Here is a 16,134-nt window from a genome sequence, read left to right as displayed (position 1 = left end):
ATGTCCCGGCCGACGCTTGTGTTCCTGCACGGAGTGGGCTTGGACCACACCGTGTGGGGCCCGGTCACCGAACTGCTGCCCGGCTTCGAGGTCATTACACCTGACCTACCCGGACACGGCGCCCGGCCGGCCGCTCCCGCGGGAGTGACGTTGGCGGACTTGGCCGATGGCGTCGCCGACGAGATCCCGGCCGGGTCTCACCTGGTCGGGTTCTCCCTCGGCGCCCTCGTCGCCCAGCACCTTGCGGTGCACCGCCCGGAGCTGGTGGCGTCGTTGACGTCGGTGAGTTCGGTGTGCCGGCGCACCGACGAGGAGCGGGCCGCGGTCCTCGGCCGGCTTCGCACGGCTGAGCAGGATTTCGCCGCGAGCGCGGCTGCGTCCCTGCGCCGTTGGTATGACGGCACCGACGTCGACCCCGAGCACGTCGCACGCACGGAAGCGACGCTGTTGGCCAACGATCCGGCGAGCTTCGTCAACTGCTACCGCGTATTCGCCACCGCGGATGCCGAGATCGCACCACAGTTGAGCCGCATCGGCGTGCCCGCGCTCGCGATCACCGGATCCGACGATCCCGGCTCCACCCCGGACATGACCTATCGGCTCCCGGCGGCCATACCCGAGTGCGAAGCCGTCGTTGTCACCGGTGCCCGCCACATGCTCCCGGTTCAATGCCCACGCGAACTCGCCGACGCCCTCACTTCTTTCATCGGAAGGTCCGTCCATGTCTGAATCCCCGAAACTGCAACACTTCATCGGCGGCGAACCGGTCGCCCCGTCGTCCGGGGAGTACTTCGAGAGCACCAATCCGGCGACCCGCGAGGTGCTCTATCAAGCCGCGCGCGGCAACGCCGCCGACATCGATGCGGCCGTCGCGTCGGCCACCGAGTCCTTCGACGACCCGCGGTGGCGCGATCTGAGCCAGACCAAGCGCGGGCACCTGCTGCGCCGTCTCGGTGACCTGATCGGTGAGCACGGTGAGGAACTCGCACGCTCCGAATCGCTCGACAACGGAAAGTTGTTGCGCGAGATGCGCGGCCAGCTCACGACGCTGCCCGAGTATTACTACTACTACGCCGGTCTGGCCGACAAGATCCACGGCGATGTCATCCCCACCTCGGACCGGCAGGTCCTCAACTACACGGTGCGCGAGCCGCTGGGCGTGGTCGGCGCGATCACGCCCTGGAATTCGCCGCTGACGCTGACCACCAGCAAGCTGGCCCCGGCGTTGTGTGCCGGGAACACCGTCGTGATCAAGCCGTCCGAGTACACCTCGGCGACCGTGCTCAAACTGGCCGAGCTCGTGATCGAGGCCGGATTCCCGCCCGCTGCGGTCAACGTGGTCACCGGATTCGGGGCCGAGGCGGGCCAGCCGCTCGTGGATCACCCGGGGCTGGCGAAGATCTCGTTCACCGGCAGCACCGCGACCGGGTCACGGATCGCGTCGGCGACGGCGGGCCGGTTCATCGGGTCGACGCTGGAGCTGGGCGGCAAGTCCCCCAACATCGTGTTCGACGACGCCAATGTCGCCAACGCCGCGACGGGTGTGGTCGCGGGAATCTTCGCGGCCGCGGGACAGACCTGCATCGCGGGCAGCCGGGTGTTCGCGCACCGCGCGATCTACGACGAACTGCTGGAACGCGTGTCGGAGCGGGCCCGCAGCATCCGGATGGGAAATCCGCTCGACGATGCCACCGAGCTCGGCCCGCTGGCGTTCGAGGACCAGCGCGACAAGGTCGCCTCCTACGTCGATCTCGGGCGGTCGGAAGGCGCGCGGGTGCTCACCGGCGGACGTGCCACCGACGGCGGCTTGGGCGGGTTCTTCTACGAGCCAACGGTTCTGGTGGACGTGAACAACCAGATGCGGGTGGTCCGCGAAGAGATCTTCGGCCCGGTCGCGGCGATCATGCCGTTCGACACCGAGGACGAGGTCGTGGCCTTGGCCAACGACACCGAGTACGGCCTGGCCGCGGGCGTGTGGACGACCAACCTGGCCCGGGCGCACCGGATGGCCGGGCGCCTCGATGCCGGCACCATCTGGGTCAACACCTACCGGGCGATGTCCCCGATGTCGCCGCGGCAGGGGTTCAAGAGCAGCGGCGTCGGCGTCGAGCACGGCACCGAGACCATGAAGGAATACACCCGGCTCAAGAGCGTGTGGATCAACACCGACGAGGGCCCGGTGCCCGATCCGTTCGTGATGCGGAGCTGACATGCCGAACGTCGAAGTCACCATCGCGCAAGGCCGTTCGCCCGAGCAGATCCGCGCCATGATGCACGAGGTGCACGAGGCCGTGCTGCGGACCGTCGGCACCCAACCCGAGCACATCCGCGTCATCGTCCGCGAAGTGCCCCGGACCCATTGGGCCACAGGCGATCTCACGATCGCCGAGATGAAGGAGCAATCATGAGATTTTCGTTGTTCGTCCACATGGAGCGCTGGGACGAATCGGTGTCCCACCGCGAGCTCTTCGAGAATCTGACCGAGCTGTCCCTGATGGCCGAGGCCGGTGGGTTCAGCACGGTGTGGATCGGCGAGCACCACGCCATGGAGTACACGATCTCGCCGAGCCCCATGCCGCTGCTGGCCTATCTGGCCGGGCAGACCACGACGATCCGTCTCGGTGCGGGCACCATCATCGCGCCGTTCTGGAATCCGATCCGGGCCGCCGGTGAGTGTGCGCTGCTCGACGTGATCAGCAACGGCCGCATGGAGGTCGGGCTGGCCCGCGGCGCGTACCAGATCGAGTTCGACCGGATGATGCCCGGCCTGCCTGCCTCCGAGGGCGGCAAATACCTGCGCGAGCTGGTGCCTGCCGTGCGCAAACTGTGGCAGGGCGACTACGCACACGACGGCGACATCTGGCAGTTCCCGACATCGACGAGTGTGCCCAAACCCGTGCAGCAGCCGATGCCGCCGATGTGGATCGCCGCGCGCGATCCCGATTCCCACGACTTCGCGGTCGCGCAGGGATGCAACGTGATGGTCACCCCGCTCATGAAGGGCGACGAAGAGGTCGTCGACCTCAAGCGCAAATTCGATACCGCGGTCGAGAACCATCCCGAGGTGGCCCGACCGCAGCTCATGGTGTTGCGCCACACCCACGTTCATGCCGCCGAGGATCCGGACGGCTGGCGCCCGGCCGCCGAGGCGATCTCGAAGTTCTACCGCACGTTCGACGCCTGGTTCGGCAACAAGACCACCCCGGTCAACGGGTTCCTGGAGCCCAGCCCGGAATCCAAGTTCGCCGAGCGGCCCGAGTTCGAGCTCGAGTCACTGCACCGCACCGCGATGATCGGCACCCCAGAGGAGGTCATCGAGCGCCTGCGGTTCTACCAGGAGCTCGGCGTCGACGAGTTCAGCTTCTGGTGCGACAACAGCCTGCCGCACGACGAGAAGCGTAAGTCCCTTGAGCTTTTCATCAAGGAAGTCGTCCCGGCGTTTCAGTGAGGAGCCAGCCATGGATGGGGTAAGAATTCACGCCGTCGATCTGCAGGACGCCCAGCGACGCGCCGGCAAGCTACGGGCCGACGCGCCCGAGCTTCCGGTGCTGCTCGACATCGAGGTACTCATCGACCGCGATATCCACGCCGCGTTCGCCGCACTCGACGGTGTGCCGTCCGGACATGCGCTGCGCTACATCGGAACTCCGCGGGGGCTGGCCGGTTTGATCGCCGACGTGCAACGCCTCGGCATCGCCGACGGCGTGGTGCTCAAGCCGTTGGCAGACAGCCCCGTCACCGACCTGATGCTGGAGGAGCTGGCGCCTGGCCTGTGTGCCTGACGGCGACACGCCCAAAGCGACGCAATGGCTGAGATACCAAGGAAATTCCCACCACAGCGTCGCTCTCGCGGCGGTCAGGCCGCGAACGGATCCGTCGCCGCCGCTATGCGCGCGGCCGCGTCGGTCAGCACCGCTTCGCCGTGGCCGAAGCCCGCGATCTGCGCACCGGTCGCGGCGATCCGAGCCAGCGACTGGACGGCGGCCTGACGGTCGGTGTTGAAGACGCCGAGGATGACCTGCCCGTGGAACTCGGCGACGGTATCGCCCGTGAGAACCGCGTCGGCGGCGGGCAGATACAGCGCGATGCTGCCCGGCGTGTGGCCCGGCACGCCGATAACCCGTGTCCCTCCCGCGAAGTCGAGCACATCGCCGTCGCGCACCGCGCGATCGACCCGGCACGCCGGGCCGTGCGGTGAGGCGTCGAGGTCCGGGCGGATCTCGCGCTCGCGGTCGGTCAGCAAGGGCAGCGGGCCGGGTTCGTCGCCGCGAACATACGAGGCGTCGCCGGCCCCCGCGACCACCTCGATGTCAGCCCAGTCCGCGATCTCGGCGGCGGACCCGCAATGGTCCTCGTGGAAATGCGTGAGCACGATGCGCTTCACGTGCAGGCGGCGCATGCCGAGCGCGGCCAGCGCTTCGGCGATCAAGCCTGCGCTGCCGGGCCAGCCGGTGTCGATGAGCGTGACACCGTCCGGCTCCAGCCACAGGTAGCTGTTGAGCAGATGTGCCTGGCCGCCGGGGATGCGCAGCCGGTACAACGAGGGCGTCAGCTGGAGAAGGTCGGCCATGACACCCGACGGTAGTGATCATGACCCGTCACGGTCGAGGCGTTTCGCTCTCGCCGAAATCCCTCAGTCCCCGCGAATCAGGCCACCGCGGCTGAGCCGCGAATCAGGCCACCGCGGCTGAGCCGCGAATCAGGCCATCGCGCGGCGGCCCGCCAGGGCGCGGCCCAGCGTCAGCTCGTCGGCGAACTCCAGATCGCCGCCCATGGGCAGCCCGGACGCGATCCGCGTGACCGTGAGGCCCGGGATGTCGCGCAGCATCCGCACCAGATACGTGGCGGTGGCCTCGCCTTCGGTGTTGGGGTCGGTCGCGATGATCACCTCGGCGACGTCGACGCCATCGACGCGTTCCCCGATCCGGTTGAGCAGCTCGCGGATGCGCAGTTGCTCTGGCCCGATGCCCGACAACGGGTCCAGTGCCCCGCCGAGCACGTGGTAGCGGCCGCGGAACTCCCGGGTGCGTTCGACGGCCTGCACGTCCTTGGGTTCCTCGACGACACACACCAGTGAGGCGTCACGACGCGGGTCGCTGCAGATGCGGCAGCGTTCGTCGTCGGACACGTTGCCGCACACCGCACAGAACGTGACACCGTCGCGGATGCGGCCGAGCACGGCCGTCAGCCGGTCGATGTCGGGTGGCTCGACCGACAGCAGGTGAAAGGCGATCCGCTGCGCACTCTTGGGCCCGATGCCGGGCAGCTTGCCGAGCTCGTCGATCAGATCCTGGACGGGACCCTCAAACATTGCGGTACAACTCAGACCCCCGGGATACCGAAGCCGGAGAGACCGCCGGCCAGCGGACCGAGCCGGCTCTGCGCGAGGATTGTCACCTGCTTGGACGCGTCGGCCAGCGCGCCGACGATCAGGTCCTGCAGGGTTTCGACGTCGTTCGGATCGACGACCTTGGGATCGATGCGCACGGCGACCACCTCGCCGCTGCCTTTCACGGTGACCTGAACCAGCCCGCCGCCGGCCTGGCCCTGCACCTCGGAGTTGGCCAGCGCCTCCTGCGCCTCCATGAGCTGTTGCTGCACCTGCTGCGCCTGCGCGAGGAGTGCCGACATATCGGGCGTGCCTCCGGGTTGCATGACAGTCCCCTTCACGTATTCGTTGCGACCTGGTCTCGACTTGGTTGCTCTCGCCCGTCGGTGGCGGTTTGGCCTTTCAGCCTAGTCGGCGCGCGGGCTACGGTGGCGGCCGTGCGAGTCCCAGCCTGCCTGCGTGTCGGCGCCGCGGTGGTATCGAGTGTGCTCATCGCCGTGACTGCGCCCGCCCTCGTGAACAGTCCACTGGCGAATGCCGCCCCGAACGTCGCCGGGATGATCGTGTTCCTCGATCCCGGGCACAACGGCGCCAACGACGCCTCGATCAGCAGACAGGTCCCGACGGGCCGCGGCGGCACCAAGAACTGCCAGGAGAGCGGCACCTCGACCGCGGACGGCTATCCCGAGCACACCTTCACCTGGGACACCACGCTGCGCGTCCGGGCCGCGCTGACCGCGCTCGGCGTCCGGACCGCGATGTCGCGCGGTAACGACAACGCCCTCGGCCCCTGTGTCGACGAGCGCGCCGCGATGGCCAACTCCTTGCGGCCGAATGCCGTCGTGTCGATCCACGCCGACGGCGGTCCGGCCAACGGCCGCGGCTTCCACGTGCTCTACTCGTCGCCGCCGCTCAACCAGGTGCAGGCCGGACCGTCCGTGCAGTTCGCGAAGACCATGCGCGACCAACTGTCGGCCTCGGGCATACCCCCGGCGACCTACATCGGCTCGGGCGGGCTGGATGCCCGCTCGGACATCGCCGGGCTCAACCTGGCTCAGTTCCCGTCCATCCTGGTCGAGTGCGGCAACATGAAGAACCCGGTCGACTCCGCGTTGATGAAGTCGCCGGAGGGCCGCCAGAAGTACGCCGACGCGATCGCCCGGGGCATCGTCGGTTACCTCGGCTCGCAGACCGCCGCCGCCCCGGCGCGCTAAGCGCCCTCGAGCTCCTTCTTGAGATTCGCCAGCACCTCATCCTGGATCTTGCGCAGCCCCAGCGGTGCGAACGTCTTCTCGAAGAAGCCCTTGACGCCGCCGGCTCCGGTCCAGCTGGTCTTCAGGTTGACCGTCGACCCGGTGCCCGCGGGCGCGACCGTCCAGTTCGACACGAGTGTCGAATTGGCGTCCTTCTCGATGACTGTGTGCCCGGCCACGTCGACGGTCGCCTTGACGTCGCGTACGCGGGACTTGGTGGCCTGCAGCTTCCAGGTGACGACGGTGCCTGCGCCCTGCCCGCCCTCGAGCACCTGATAGCCGCTGTAGTGCGAGGAAAGGATCTTCGGGCGCACGGTCTGGTAGTCGGCGATCGCTGCGAGCACCGCGGCCGGATCGGCGTTGATCAATACGGTACTGACCGCGCTGACCTGTCCCATGGGTGAAAACTCCTTGTGCGAGAGAATGCTACGGGGTATCAACCCGGGCATATTTGGGTTACTGCGGTCGCATCGGGTGCAACCGCCGACTAGCGTATATGTGTGTCTGTTGCTTCGACTGACGCACAAGCTGTCCACGCTGCGGGGGTAGAGCGGCTTCTCGATAGCTATCGCGCCATACCGCCCACCGCGACAGTGCGGCTTGCCAAACCGACGTCCAATCTGTTCCGGAAGCGGGCCAAAAGCACCGCAAAAGGCCTCGACACCTCGGGTTTGACCGGCGTGATCGGTGTCGACGCGGTAGCTCAGACCGCGGACGTGGCCGGCATGTGCACCTACGAGGATCTGGTTGCGGCAACGCTCCCGTACGGGCTGGCTCCGCTGGTGGTGCCCCAACTCAAGACCATCACGCTGGGCGGCGCGGTCACCGGGCTCGGCATCGAGTCGACGTCTTTCCGTAACGGCCTGCCGCACGAAAGTGTCCTGGAGATGGACATTCTGACGGGCTCAGGTGAAATCGTCACCGCGTCGCCGCACCAGAACACCGACCTGTTCCGCGCATTCCCGAATTCCTACGGAACGCTTGGCTATTCGCCGAGACTGCGGATCGAGCTCGAACCGGTAACCCCGTTTGTCGCATTGCGGCACTTGCGTTTTCACACACTCACCGACCTGATCTCGACGATGGACCGCATCATCGAGACGGGCGGGTTGAACGGTGAGCGCGTCGACTACCTCGACGGCGTGGTCTTCAGCGCCGCTGAGAGTTACCTGTGCGTTGGCTTCAAGACCAAAACCGCAGGGCCCGTCAGCGATTACACGGGTCAACAGATCTACTACCGGTCCATTCAGCATCCTGGCGGCAACGGTGCCGAGAAGCACGACCGCCTCACGATCCACGACTACCTGTGGCGGTGGGATACCGACTGGTTCTGGTGCTCGCGCGCATTCGGCGCACAACATCCGCTGATCCGGCGGTTCTGGCCGCGGCGCTACCGGCGCAGCAGTTTCTACTGGAAGCTGATCGGCTACGACCAGCGGTTCAACATCGCCGACCGCATCGAGAAACGACATGGGCGCCCACCGCGGGAACGGGTGGTGCAGGACATCGAGGTGCCCATCGAACGGTGTGTCGAATTCCTCGACTGGTTCTTGGAAAACGTGCCGATCGAGCCACTCTGGTTGTGTCCACTGCGCTTGCGCGACGACAGCAACCAGGGTGCGGCATGGCCGCTGTACCCGCTGCGCGCCCACCACACCTACGTCAACGTCGGCTTCTGGTCGTCGGTGCCCGTCGGCCCAGAGGAGGGTTACACGAACCGCCGCATCGAACGGAAGGTCGACGAACTCGAGGGGCATAAATCGCTGTACTCCGATGCTTTTTATTCCCGGGAGCAGTTCGACGATCTGTACGGCGGTGAGGCCTACAAGACCGTGAAGAAGATGTACGACCCCGATTCACGTCTCCTGGACCTGTATTCGAAGGCGGTGCAACGGCAATGACGACATTCAAAGAAAACGCGGCCCATGCTTCTGACCGGAAGCTGAGCCTGGCCGAGATTCTGGAGATTTTCGCCGCGGGCCAGTTGCCGCTGAAATTCACCGCGTACGACGGTAGTTCGGCCGGTCCCGACGATGCGACGCTCGGGCTGGACCTCAAGAGCCCGCGCGGCACGACGTATCTGGCCACCGCGCCAGGCGATCTGGGGCTCGCCCGTGCCTACATCTCCGGCGACCTGGATACCCACGGTGTGCATCCGGGCGACCCGTATCCGCTGTTGTGCGCACTGGCCGACAAGATGAACTTCAAACGCCCGCCCGCCCGGGTGCTGGCCAACATCGTGCGGTCCATCGGGTTCGAACACCTCGTGCCGATCGCCCCGCCGCCGCAGGAAGCACTGCCACGGTGGCGTCGGGTGGTGGAGGGTTTGCGGCACAGCAAAACCCGCGACGCCGAGGCGATCCACCACCACTACGACGTGTCGAACACCTTCTACGAGTGGGTGCTGGGCCCGTCGATGACCTACACGTGCGCGTGCTACCCCACCGCCGACGCCACGCTCGAGGAGGCGCAGGACAACAAGTACCGGCTCGTGTTCGACAAGCTGCGCCTGCAGCCCGGCGACCGCCTGCTCGACGTGGGCTGCGGCTGGGGCGGCATGGTGCGCTACGCGGCGCGGCACGGTGTCAAGGCGCTGGGTGTCACGCTGTCGCGTGAGCAGGCGACCTGGGCCCAGAAAGCCATCGCCGAGGAGGGTCTCGGCGAATTGGCCGAGGTGCGCCACGGCGACTACCGCGACATCGTCGAAACCGGTTTCGACGCGGTGTCCTCGATCGGTCTGACCGAGCACATCGGCGTCCACAACTACCCGTCGTACTTTGGTTTCCTGAAGTCGAAGATGCGCACGGGAGCCCTGCTGCTCAACCACTGCATCACCCGCCACGACAACCGGACCGGCGCGGCGGCCGGTGGATTCATCGACCGCTACGTGTTCCCCGACGGTGAGCTCACGGGTTCGGGCCGCATCATCACCGAGGTGCAGGATGTCGGCCTCGAAGTGCTGCACGAGGAGAACCTGCGCCACCACTACGCGATGACGCTGCGCGACTGGTGCGCGAATCTCGTCGAGCACTGGGACGAGGCGGTCGCCGAGGTGGGCTTGCCCACCGCGAAGGTGTGGGGCCTGTACATGGCCGGCTCACGGCTGGGCTTCGAGACGAATGTGGTTCAGCTGCACCAGGTCCTGGCGGTCAAGCTCGACGAGCACGGCCACGACGGCGGGCTGCCGCTGCGCCCGTGGTGGGAGCCGTAGACCGGGTCAGATCACCCGGACCGCACCACGAATGGTGCGCAGCACCGCGTCCAGTTCGGCGAGCGGCGGGTTGGCGAGCGCGATGCGCAACGCGTTCGGTGGGTTGGGCGCGACCGCGAAGGCGTCCGCGGTGGAGACCAGGACGCCGCTGTCGGCCAGCCGATGGGCGACGATGTCGGCCCTGATGTCGTCGGGCAGTGTCAGCCAGCCCCAGTAGGCGCTGGGATGTGCGTGGTAGCCGAGGTCGGTCAGCTCCCGTGCGGCGATGAGCTGGCGGCGGCGCGCGTCGGCGCGACGCTGCGCCTGCAGGCGTTCCACGGTGCCATCGGCGAGCAATCGGGTCGCGAGTGCGGTGACGATGCCGGATGTCCCCCAATGCGATGCGCGCAGAACGCGTTTCACCGCATCCCGCTGCCGGGCGGGGGGCGCGACGTAGCCGAAGCGCAGCCCGGTGGCCAGGTTCTTCGACAGGCTGCCGACGTGGAAGGTCCGCTCCGGGGCGAGTGTGTGCAGTGGTGGCGGCGCACCCGGTTCCAGAAAGGCGTACGTCGAGTCCTCGATGAGCAGGCAGTCATGGCGCCGTGCGATGTCGACGATCCGGGTTCGGGCGGCTTCGTCGAGCACGAAGCCGAGCGGGTTGTGCAGCGTCGGCACGAGGTAGATGGCGGCGACGGCGCGTGCCCGGCACAACGCGTCTAGATCATCGACGTCGGTACCGGCCGCCGTCACGCCCACCGGCACGAGCTCGACGCGCCGGGTGTCGGCGATGAGCTTCAGCCCCGGATATGTGAGCGCGTCCACCGCGATCGCCCGCCCCGCCGGTACGACGCCGGCGATGACGGCGTCGAGAGCGTGTTGCGCGCCCGACGTGACGACCACGTCGTCCCGGCCCGTGTCGACTCCCACGGTCCGCAGATACTCGGCGACCGTTGCGCGGTCGGCGCCGCGACCGCCGGGCGGATGCTGCGTGAGCAACGACGTGAGATCGCCTTCGGCGGCGAGTTCGCGCAGCGCGTGCCGGAGCTGGTCGTCCTGTCCCGGGGCAAGCGGCTGGTTGAAGGACAGGTCGGCGATCCGCGCGCCGATCGGAAGCCGGCGCGAATCGAGTCCGCCGAAGCCGCTGAGGTCACGCACGAATGTGCCGCGGCCCCGCTCGCCGACCACGAGGCCCGTCGATGCGAGCTCGCGGTAGACCTTGGTCGCGGTGGCCAGCGCAACCCCGTACTTCGCGGCCAGCTCACGATGTGTCGGCAGCCGGGTGCCCGCGGGGATCGTCCCGTCGCGAATGGCCGTCGCGAAGTCCTGCGCGATCAGTCGATACCGCTCGGCCCGCACCGCCACCCCTGTATCTAGGACAATTTGTTGATTGCATCATTTTGCCGTCCCTACAGTCCACCCTGTGACGACGACTGATACGACGCTGCCCGTGCTGGAGTACTTGCAAAGGCTGATCGCCGGGACGCTACGGGCCGACGACCGCACACATATGCGCTACCCGACCGCCATCTCCGAGCTTCTCGCGTTCGCGGTCGCCGACATCGGCCCGGGAACCGCGGCCATCCGCGTCGAGACCGATCCCGCCCGGCACGGCAATCAGCAGGGTTTCTCGTCGAGTTGGCCGACGCCGCGATCGGCACCGCCCATTCCACGCTCGTGCAGCCCGGCGAATCGTTCACGAGCATCGACATCAGGGCGACATTCCTGCGGCCGGTGTGGGCCGATGTCCTCGTCGCCACCGCGCGGCCCGCGCACTCCGGCCGGACCATCACCCACTACACGTGTGACATCGTCCGCGGGGACGGCAAGACGGCCGCAACCGTCACCAGCACCGTGATGACACTGCGCGGCGCGCAGGCCGCCGGGCGCTAGCTCTCGATCTTTCGCGCACCCAGTTCGTTCTGCAGCAGCTCGAGCGCAACCTCTTCCGGGTCGCGACGCGGCCCGGCCTCACTCTGCCCGGCCTCGGCGAGCATCTCTTCCTCGTCATCCACGGGCGGTTCGGGGTCCGGCGCCGGTTCCGGCTCGGGGATGGAACGGCCCGGCCGGCTGGGGATGCGTGGCGGGGGCTTGCTGGCGCGCGGCGGCGGGGCCGCGACGGGCTCCGCGGTGCCGACCTCACACCGGATCTGCCAGTCGACGCCGAGCGCATCCTTGAGCGCGTCCCGGATCACGTCGGCATTGCGCGACTCGGTGAGCCGCTTCGCCAGGGGCGGTGATTCATGCGACAGCACAAGGGTTTTGCCCTCGACAGCACGCACGATCGCCCCCGACAACATGACCTCGGTGGTGCGGCTGCGTTCGCGCACCTTCTCGCGCACCGTCGGCCACATCGAACGCACGGCGGCGGCGTTGGGTTCGCCGCCGGGGGTGGCTGACGCCTGCACCGGCTCGGGAGCCGGTTCTGGCACCGGTTCCGGCGTCGGTTCCGGTGGTGGCGGCGGCGTCGGCTCCGGCTCCGGCACGGGGTCGGGTTCGGGTATGGGCGCCGACACGGGTTCCGGCGCAGGCGGTGGTGGCGGTGGCGGCTGCGGAGCGGGCGGTGGGGCCGGTGCGGGTTCGGGGGCCTGCGTCTGGCTGCGCCGCGTGTAGGTCTTGACCGGCTCGGTGGACGGGGCGACGGCTTGCGCTTCGCCGGCCGGGATCGACATGTCGAGGCGGGTCTCGATGCGTTCGATGCGCTGCAGCAAGGCTGATTCGGTGTCGCTGGCCGACGGCAGCAGCAGCCGCGCACACACCACTTCGAGCAGCAACCTCGGCGCGGTCGCCCCGCGCATCTCCCCCAGCCCGGCGTGGACGACCTCGGCGTAGCGGGTCAACGTCCCCGAACCCAGCCGCGCCGCTTGATCCCGCATACGGTCCAGCACGTCGGCTGGGGCGTCGACCACACCGCGCGCCGCGGCGTCGGGCACGGCCTGCAGCACGATCAGGTCGCGGAAGCGCTCGAGGAGGTCGGTCGCGAAGCGCCGCGGGTCGTGCCCGGCGTCGATGACCGCTTCGACGGCGCCGAACAGCGCGGCCGCGTCGCCCGCGGCCAGGGCCTCGACGGCGTCGTCGATGAGCGCCATGTCGGTGGCGCCCAGCAGCGCGAGCGCGCGTTGGTAGGTGATGTGGTTGCCGGTGGCACCCTGTTCGGAACCCGCCAGCAGCTGATCGAGCACCGACAGCGTGTCACGCGGTGACCCGCCGCCGGCCCGGATGACCAGCGGGTACACCGCGTCGTCGACGTTGACGTTCTCCTCGGCGCAGATGCGCTCAAGCAACGGCCGCATGGTGCGCGGGGCCAGCAGCCGGAACGGGTAGTGATGCGTGCGCGACCGGATGGTCGGCAGCACCTTTTCCGGTTCGGTGGTGGCGAACACGAAGATCAGGTGCTCGGGCGGCTCCTCGACGATCTTGAGCAGCGCGTTGAAGCCGGCCGTGGTGACCATGTGCGCTTCGTCGATGATGAAGATGCGGTAGCGCGACTGTGCGGGGGTGAAGAACGCACGATCGCGCAATTCTCTGGTGTCGTCCACACCGCCGTGGCTGGCCGCGTCGAGCTCGGTGACGTCAAGATTGCCGGGACCGTTCGGCGCGAGGGCGACACACGAATCGCACACCCCACACGGCGTCGGCGTTGGGCCCTGCTCGCAGTTGAGCGACCGCGCGAGGATGCGTGCAGAAGACGTCTTACCGCAGCCACGCGGCCCGGAGAACAGGTAGGCGTGGTTGATGCGGCCCGCCGTGAGAGCAACCGACAGCGGCTCGGTGACATGCTCCTGCCCAACCACTTCCGCGAAGGTTGCCGGGCGATACTTGCGGTAGAGAGCCACGGGAGAAGGCTACCGACCGATGCCGACTAGTCGGATCCCAGCAGGTGCTCGGTCGCCGCGAGCAGTGCACATGTCGCCAGGCCGTCGATCGCCTCGCGCACATCGGGCAGCGACGGGAACGTCGGCGCGATGCGGATGTTCTTGTCCTCCGGGTCTTTCCGGTAGGGGAACGCCGAGCCGGCCTCGGTCACCGCGATGCCGGCGTCCTTGGCCAGTGCGACCGTGCGCTTGGCCGTGCCCGGCCACACATCGAGGCTCACGAAGTAGCCGCCCTTGGGATCGGTCCACGACGCGATCTTGGACTCCCCCAGCCGGTCCTCGAGGATCTCGGCCACCAGGGCGAACTTCGGCGCGATCAACTCGCGGTGGCGCTGCATCTGCAGGCGCACACCGTCGGCGTCGCCGAAGAACCGGAGGTGGCGCAGCTGGTTGACCTTGTCCGGGCCGATCGACTTCTTGCCCGCATGCTGCAGGTACCAAGCGATGTTGCCCAGCGAGCCGCCCAGGAAGCTCACGCCGGCACCCGCGAAGGTGATCTTCGACGTCGACGCGAACACGAGCGGCCGGTTCGGGTTGCCGGCCGCCTCGGCCAGCCCCAGCACGTCGACCTGGCGGACGAAATCGTGCGTCAACGTGTGGACGGCGTACGCGTTGTCCCACATCAACCGGAAATCGTTTGCCGCAGTACGCATCTGGACCAGGCGGCGGACGGATTCCCAGGAGAACGTGACCCCGGTCGGGTTGGAGTACACCGGCACGCACCACATGCCCTTGATCGCCGGGTCGGCGGCGACGAGTTCCTCGATGAGGTCGACGTCGGGGCCGTCCTCGCGCATCGGCACGGGGATCATCTCGATCCCGAACGACTCGGTGATCGCGAAGTGCCGGTCGTAGCCGGGTGCGGGGCAGAGGAACTTGACTATGGGCTCCTGGCTCCACGGCCGCGCTGAATCCACCCCACCGTGCAGCAGTGAGTACACCACGACGTCGTGCATCATCTCGAGGCTCGAGTTGTTGCCTGCGATCAGGTTCTGCACCGGGATGCCGAGCAGCTCGCCGAAGATCTCGCGGAGCTCGGGCAGGCCGTGCAGCCCGCCGTAGTTGCGCGTGTCGGTGCCGTCACGGTCACGGAAGTCCTCCCCGGGCAGGCTGAGCAGCGCATTCGACAGATCGAGCTGCGCGGGCGCGGGCTTGCCTCGGGTCAGGTCCAGGCTGAGCTTCTTTGCCTGTAGCTCGGCATAGTTGCGTTGCTGGAGCTCGTGCTGCGCGAGCAGATCGTCGCGGCCGAGGGACTGGAACGACACCGCGCGCCTTTCACCTGTTCGGATCCCCGGAGATCACCGGGCAAAAATAGGGGACCCCGCGCACCCGCCAGAGCCCATTGACCCTTGCTGCCTTCCGGCCCTGGGGGAGTTCACAGGATGGACGCCGCGCGGGGTCCATGGGTGAGTGTAGTACCTGCCCTGCCCCCGACTGGACGGGAGCGGTCCCGGCTTCGGTTACCATTGCCGACGGAGGATTCGCCTAGTGGCCTATGGCGCTCGCCTGGAACGCGGGTTGGGTTAATAGCCCTCAGGGGTTCAAATCCCCTATCCTCCGCACTCGGGTCCGGGGTGCGACCTGCTGATCACCAGCCCGGTCGCACCCCGGCCCATAGATACCCGAGGAGGAGTATGGGCCGCACCGTCGCGGTGATCTGGCACGCGTCGTTCTCAATCGTCGCTGCAGGCCTCTACTTCTTCTTCGTCATCCCGCGCTGGCCCGAGTTGATGGGCCAGACCTCGCCGACCGTCGGGCTCGTGCTGCGCATCGTCACCGGTGTGCTGATCGGTCTGGCCGCGCTTCCCGTGGTGTTCACGCTGCAGCGGACCCAGCGTCCCGAGTTCGGCACCCCTCAGCTCGCGCTGCGGCTGCGGTCTTGGTCGATCGTGCTGCACGTGCTGGCCGGCCTGCTGATCGTCGGCACCGCGATCTCCGAGATCTGGCTGTCGCTCGACACCGCCGGACCGTGGTTGTTCGGCATCTACGGCGCAGCCGCGGCCATGGCCCTGCTCGGTGTGTTCGGCTTCTACCTGGCGTTCGTCGCCGAGTTGCCCCCGCCGCCGCCGAAACCGCTCAAGGTTCGTGAGACGGGCAAGCGCCGCGGTCGCGGCAATACCGACGAGAAGACCGAGACCGAAGAAGAGCCGGCAGACGAAGCCGACAAGGACGAGGCCGAGAAGTCCGAGGCCGATGAGGTCGAGGACACCACCGACGCGGACGAGAGCGAGGAAAAGCCTGCCGAGGTGACGGCCGAAGAGACCGACACCCCCGCAGAGAAGACCGCTGAGACCGCCGACGACACGGCTGAGGACGATGGGACTGATGAGTCCAGTGCGTCCGATGAGGACAAGAACTCGAACGGCAAACTGCGCAATCGCCGGCCGTCGAACAAGGGCGGTAACTCCAGGTTGCGGTGGCGTTCCCGCGGCGGCGTCGCGGTCGAGGACTGACCCTGCGCGTCGACAGCGGGCGAACTCACAGCCAAGA

16 protein-coding genes, 1 tRNA gene, 1 other RNA gene and 1 pseudogene are annotated in these 16,134 nt (G+C 67.8%); 11 read left to right on the top strand and 8 right to left on the bottom strand.

Going from position 1 to position 16,134, the window contains the following annotated elements; translation table 11 throughout:
• From AWC31_RS04290 to AWC31_RS04270, 5 genes are read left to right on the top strand one after another with little or no spacing between them, the layout of a single operon-like run.
• Positions 1–729: an alpha/beta fold hydrolase gene (locus AWC31_RS04290; RefSeq protein WP_085143023.1), complete on the top strand. Its 729-nt coding sequence runs from the start codon at positions 1–3 to the stop codon at positions 727–729.
• The gene (locus tag AWC31_RS04285) at positions 722–2,209 is read left to right on the top strand and encodes an aldehyde dehydrogenase (protein ID WP_085143021.1); all 1,488 of its coding nucleotides are present in this window, start codon (positions 722–724) and stop codon (positions 2,207–2,209) included. The genes AWC31_RS04290 and AWC31_RS04285 overlap by 8 nt, the downstream gene beginning before the upstream one ends.
• Position 2,210: 1 nt before the next feature.
• Positions 2,211–2,408 carry a tautomerase family protein gene (locus tag AWC31_RS04280; RefSeq protein ID WP_085143019.1) on the top strand — a complete coding sequence of 66 codons (198 nt, stop codon included), beginning with the start codon at positions 2,211–2,213 and terminating at the stop codon, positions 2,406–2,408.
• The gene (locus AWC31_RS04275; protein WP_085143017.1) at positions 2,405–3,448 is read left to right on the top strand and encodes an LLM class flavin-dependent oxidoreductase; all 1,044 of its coding nucleotides are present in this window, start codon (positions 2,405–2,407) and stop codon (positions 3,446–3,448) included. The genes AWC31_RS04280 and AWC31_RS04275 overlap by 4 nt, the downstream gene beginning before the upstream one ends.
• A 10-nt stretch (positions 3,449–3,458) precedes the next feature.
• On the top strand, positions 3,459–3,782 hold the full coding sequence (locus tag AWC31_RS04270; protein WP_085143015.1) for a hypothetical protein: 324 nt from the start codon (positions 3,459–3,461) through the stop codon (positions 3,780–3,782).
• 74 nt (positions 3,783–3,856) lie between these two features.
• On the opposite strand, the gene AWC31_RS04265 is transcribed toward AWC31_RS04270, so the two are convergent.
• From AWC31_RS04265 to AWC31_RS04255, 3 genes are all read right to left on the bottom strand, one after another.
• Positions 3,857–4,570: an MBL fold metallo-hydrolase gene (locus AWC31_RS04265; RefSeq protein WP_085143013.1), complete on the bottom strand. Its 714-nt coding sequence runs from the start codon at positions 4,568–4,570 to the stop codon at positions 3,857–3,859.
• Positions 4,571–4,699: 129 nt separating this feature from the next.
• On the bottom strand, positions 4,700–5,311 hold the full coding sequence (gene recR / locus AWC31_RS04260) for a recombination mediator RecR (RefSeq protein ID WP_067851691.1): 612 nt from the start codon (positions 5,309–5,311) through the stop codon (positions 4,700–4,702).
• An 11-nt stretch (positions 5,312–5,322) separates the two neighbouring features.
• Positions 5,323–5,655 (bottom strand): YbaB/EbfC family nucleoid-associated protein, encoded by a 333-nt coding sequence (locus AWC31_RS04255; RefSeq protein WP_067851689.1) that lies wholly within the window; start codon positions 5,653–5,655, stop codon positions 5,323–5,325.
• 102 nt (positions 5,656–5,757) lie between these two features.
• On the opposite strand from AWC31_RS04255, the gene AWC31_RS04250 reads away from it, so the two are divergent.
• Positions 5,758–6,543, top strand: coding sequence for an Rv3717 family N-acetylmuramoyl-L-alanine amidase (locus AWC31_RS04250; RefSeq protein ID WP_067851687.1), 786 nt, complete (start codon positions 5,758–5,760; stop codon positions 6,541–6,543).
• Here AWC31_RS04250 and AWC31_RS04245 read toward each other — a convergent pair.
• Positions 6,540–6,980: an SRPBCC family protein gene (locus AWC31_RS04245; protein WP_085143011.1), complete on the bottom strand. Its 441-nt coding sequence runs from the start codon at positions 6,978–6,980 to the stop codon at positions 6,540–6,542. The genes AWC31_RS04250 and AWC31_RS04245 overlap by 4 nt on opposite strands.
• Before the next feature lie 102 nt (positions 6,981–7,082).
• On the opposite strand from AWC31_RS04245, the gene AWC31_RS04240 reads away from it, so the two are divergent.
• Positions 7,083–8,483, top strand: coding sequence for an FAD-binding oxidoreductase (locus AWC31_RS04240; RefSeq protein WP_085143009.1), 1,401 nt, complete (start codon positions 7,083–7,085; stop codon positions 8,481–8,483).
• Positions 8,480–9,793, top strand: a complete 1,314-nt coding sequence (locus AWC31_RS04235; RefSeq protein ID WP_085143007.1) for a class I SAM-dependent methyltransferase — start codon at positions 8,480–8,482, stop codon at positions 9,791–9,793. Before AWC31_RS04240 ends, AWC31_RS04235 begins: the two co-directional genes overlap by 4 nt.
• A 6-nt stretch (positions 9,794–9,799) precedes the next feature.
• Here the strand turns inward: AWC31_RS04235 and AWC31_RS04230 are convergent, their stop codons facing one another.
• Complete coding sequence (locus AWC31_RS04230) at positions 9,800–11,128, bottom strand: aminotransferase-like domain-containing protein (protein ID WP_085143421.1); 1,329 nt, start codon at positions 11,126–11,128, stop codon at positions 9,800–9,802.
• Positions 11,129–11,279: 151 nt separating this feature from the next.
• Here AWC31_RS04230 and AWC31_RS04225 point away from each other — a divergent pair.
• Positions 11,280–11,662, top strand: a pseudogene (locus tag AWC31_RS04225) (PaaI family thioesterase).
• On the opposite strand, the gene AWC31_RS04220 reads toward AWC31_RS04225, so the two are convergent.
• From AWC31_RS04220 to ffs, 3 genes are all read right to left on the bottom strand, one after another.
• Positions 11,659–13,605 carry a DNA polymerase III subunits gamma/tau gene (locus AWC31_RS04220; protein ID WP_085143005.1) on the bottom strand — a complete coding sequence of 649 codons (1,947 nt, stop codon included), beginning with the start codon at positions 13,603–13,605 and terminating at the stop codon, positions 11,659–11,661. The pseudogene AWC31_RS04225 and the gene AWC31_RS04220 overlap by 4 nt on opposite strands.
• Before the next feature lie 26 nt (positions 13,606–13,631).
• A complete protein-coding gene (locus AWC31_RS04215; RefSeq protein ID WP_085143003.1) occupies positions 13,632–14,909 on the bottom strand; it encodes an aspartate aminotransferase type Ic in 1,278 nt (425 codons plus the stop codon).
• Positions 14,910–14,954: 45 nt separating this feature from the next.
• Positions 14,955–15,049, bottom strand: an RNA gene (gene ffs / locus AWC31_RS04210) — signal recognition particle sRNA small type.
• Between the two features lie 69 nt (positions 15,050–15,118).
• Here ffs and AWC31_RS04205 point away from each other — a divergent pair.
• A tRNA-Ser gene (locus AWC31_RS04205) sits at positions 15,119–15,204 on the top strand.
• A gap of 74 nt (positions 15,205–15,278) precedes the next feature.
• Positions 15,279–16,097, top strand: coding sequence for a lipid uptake coordinator LucA (gene lucA / locus AWC31_RS04200; protein ID WP_085143002.1), 819 nt, complete (start codon positions 15,279–15,281; stop codon positions 16,095–16,097).
• Positions 16,098–16,134: the final 37 nt, after the last annotated feature.

It is taken from the genome of Mycolicibacterium wolinskyi (assembly GCF_002101965.1).
GTDB classification, from domain to species: Bacteria; Actinomycetota; Actinomycetes; order Mycobacteriales; family Mycobacteriaceae; genus Mycobacterium; species Mycobacterium wolinskyi.
This window is presented reverse-complemented; position numbering and strand designations above follow the sequence as displayed.

What these genes read in the sequence shown, in the direction of transcription:
- AWC31_RS04265 (WP_085143013.1), bottom strand. Translation starts at nt 4,570, where the DNA reads ATGGCCGACCTTCTCCAGCTGACGCCCTCGTTGTACCGGCTGCGCATC.
- recR (WP_067851691.1), bottom strand. Translation starts at nt 5,311, where the DNA reads ATGTTTGAGGGTCCCGTCCAGGATCTGATCGACGAGCTCGGCAAGCTG.
- AWC31_RS04235 (WP_085143007.1), top strand. Translation starts at nt 8,480, where the DNA reads ATGACGACATTCAAAGAAAACGCGGCCCATGCTTCTGACCGGAAGCTG.
- AWC31_RS04270 (WP_085143015.1), top strand. Translation starts at nt 3,459, where the DNA reads ATGGATGGGGTAAGAATTCACGCCGTCGATCTGCAGGACGCCCAGCGA.
- AWC31_RS04275 (WP_085143017.1), top strand. Translation starts at nt 2,405, where the DNA reads ATGAGATTTTCGTTGTTCGTCCACATGGAGCGCTGGGACGAATCGGTG.
- AWC31_RS04245 (WP_085143011.1), bottom strand. Translation starts at nt 6,980, where the DNA reads ATGGGACAGGTCAGCGCGGTCAGTACCGTATTGATCAACGCCGATCCG.
- AWC31_RS04285 (WP_085143021.1), top strand. Translation starts at nt 722, where the DNA reads ATGTCTGAATCCCCGAAACTGCAACACTTCATCGGCGGCGAACCGGTC.
- AWC31_RS04280 (WP_085143019.1), top strand. Translation starts at nt 2,211, where the DNA reads ATGCCGAACGTCGAAGTCACCATCGCGCAAGGCCGTTCGCCCGAGCAG.
- AWC31_RS04255 (WP_067851689.1), bottom strand. Translation starts at nt 5,655, where the DNA reads ATGCAACCCGGAGGCACGCCCGATATGTCGGCACTCCTCGCGCAGGCG.
- lucA (WP_085143002.1), top strand. Translation starts at nt 15,279, where the DNA reads ATGGGCCGCACCGTCGCGGTGATCTGGCACGCGTCGTTCTCAATCGTC.
- AWC31_RS04290 (WP_085143023.1), top strand. Translation starts at nt 1, where the DNA reads ATGTCCCGGCCGACGCTTGTGTTCCTGCACGGAGTGGGCTTGGACCAC.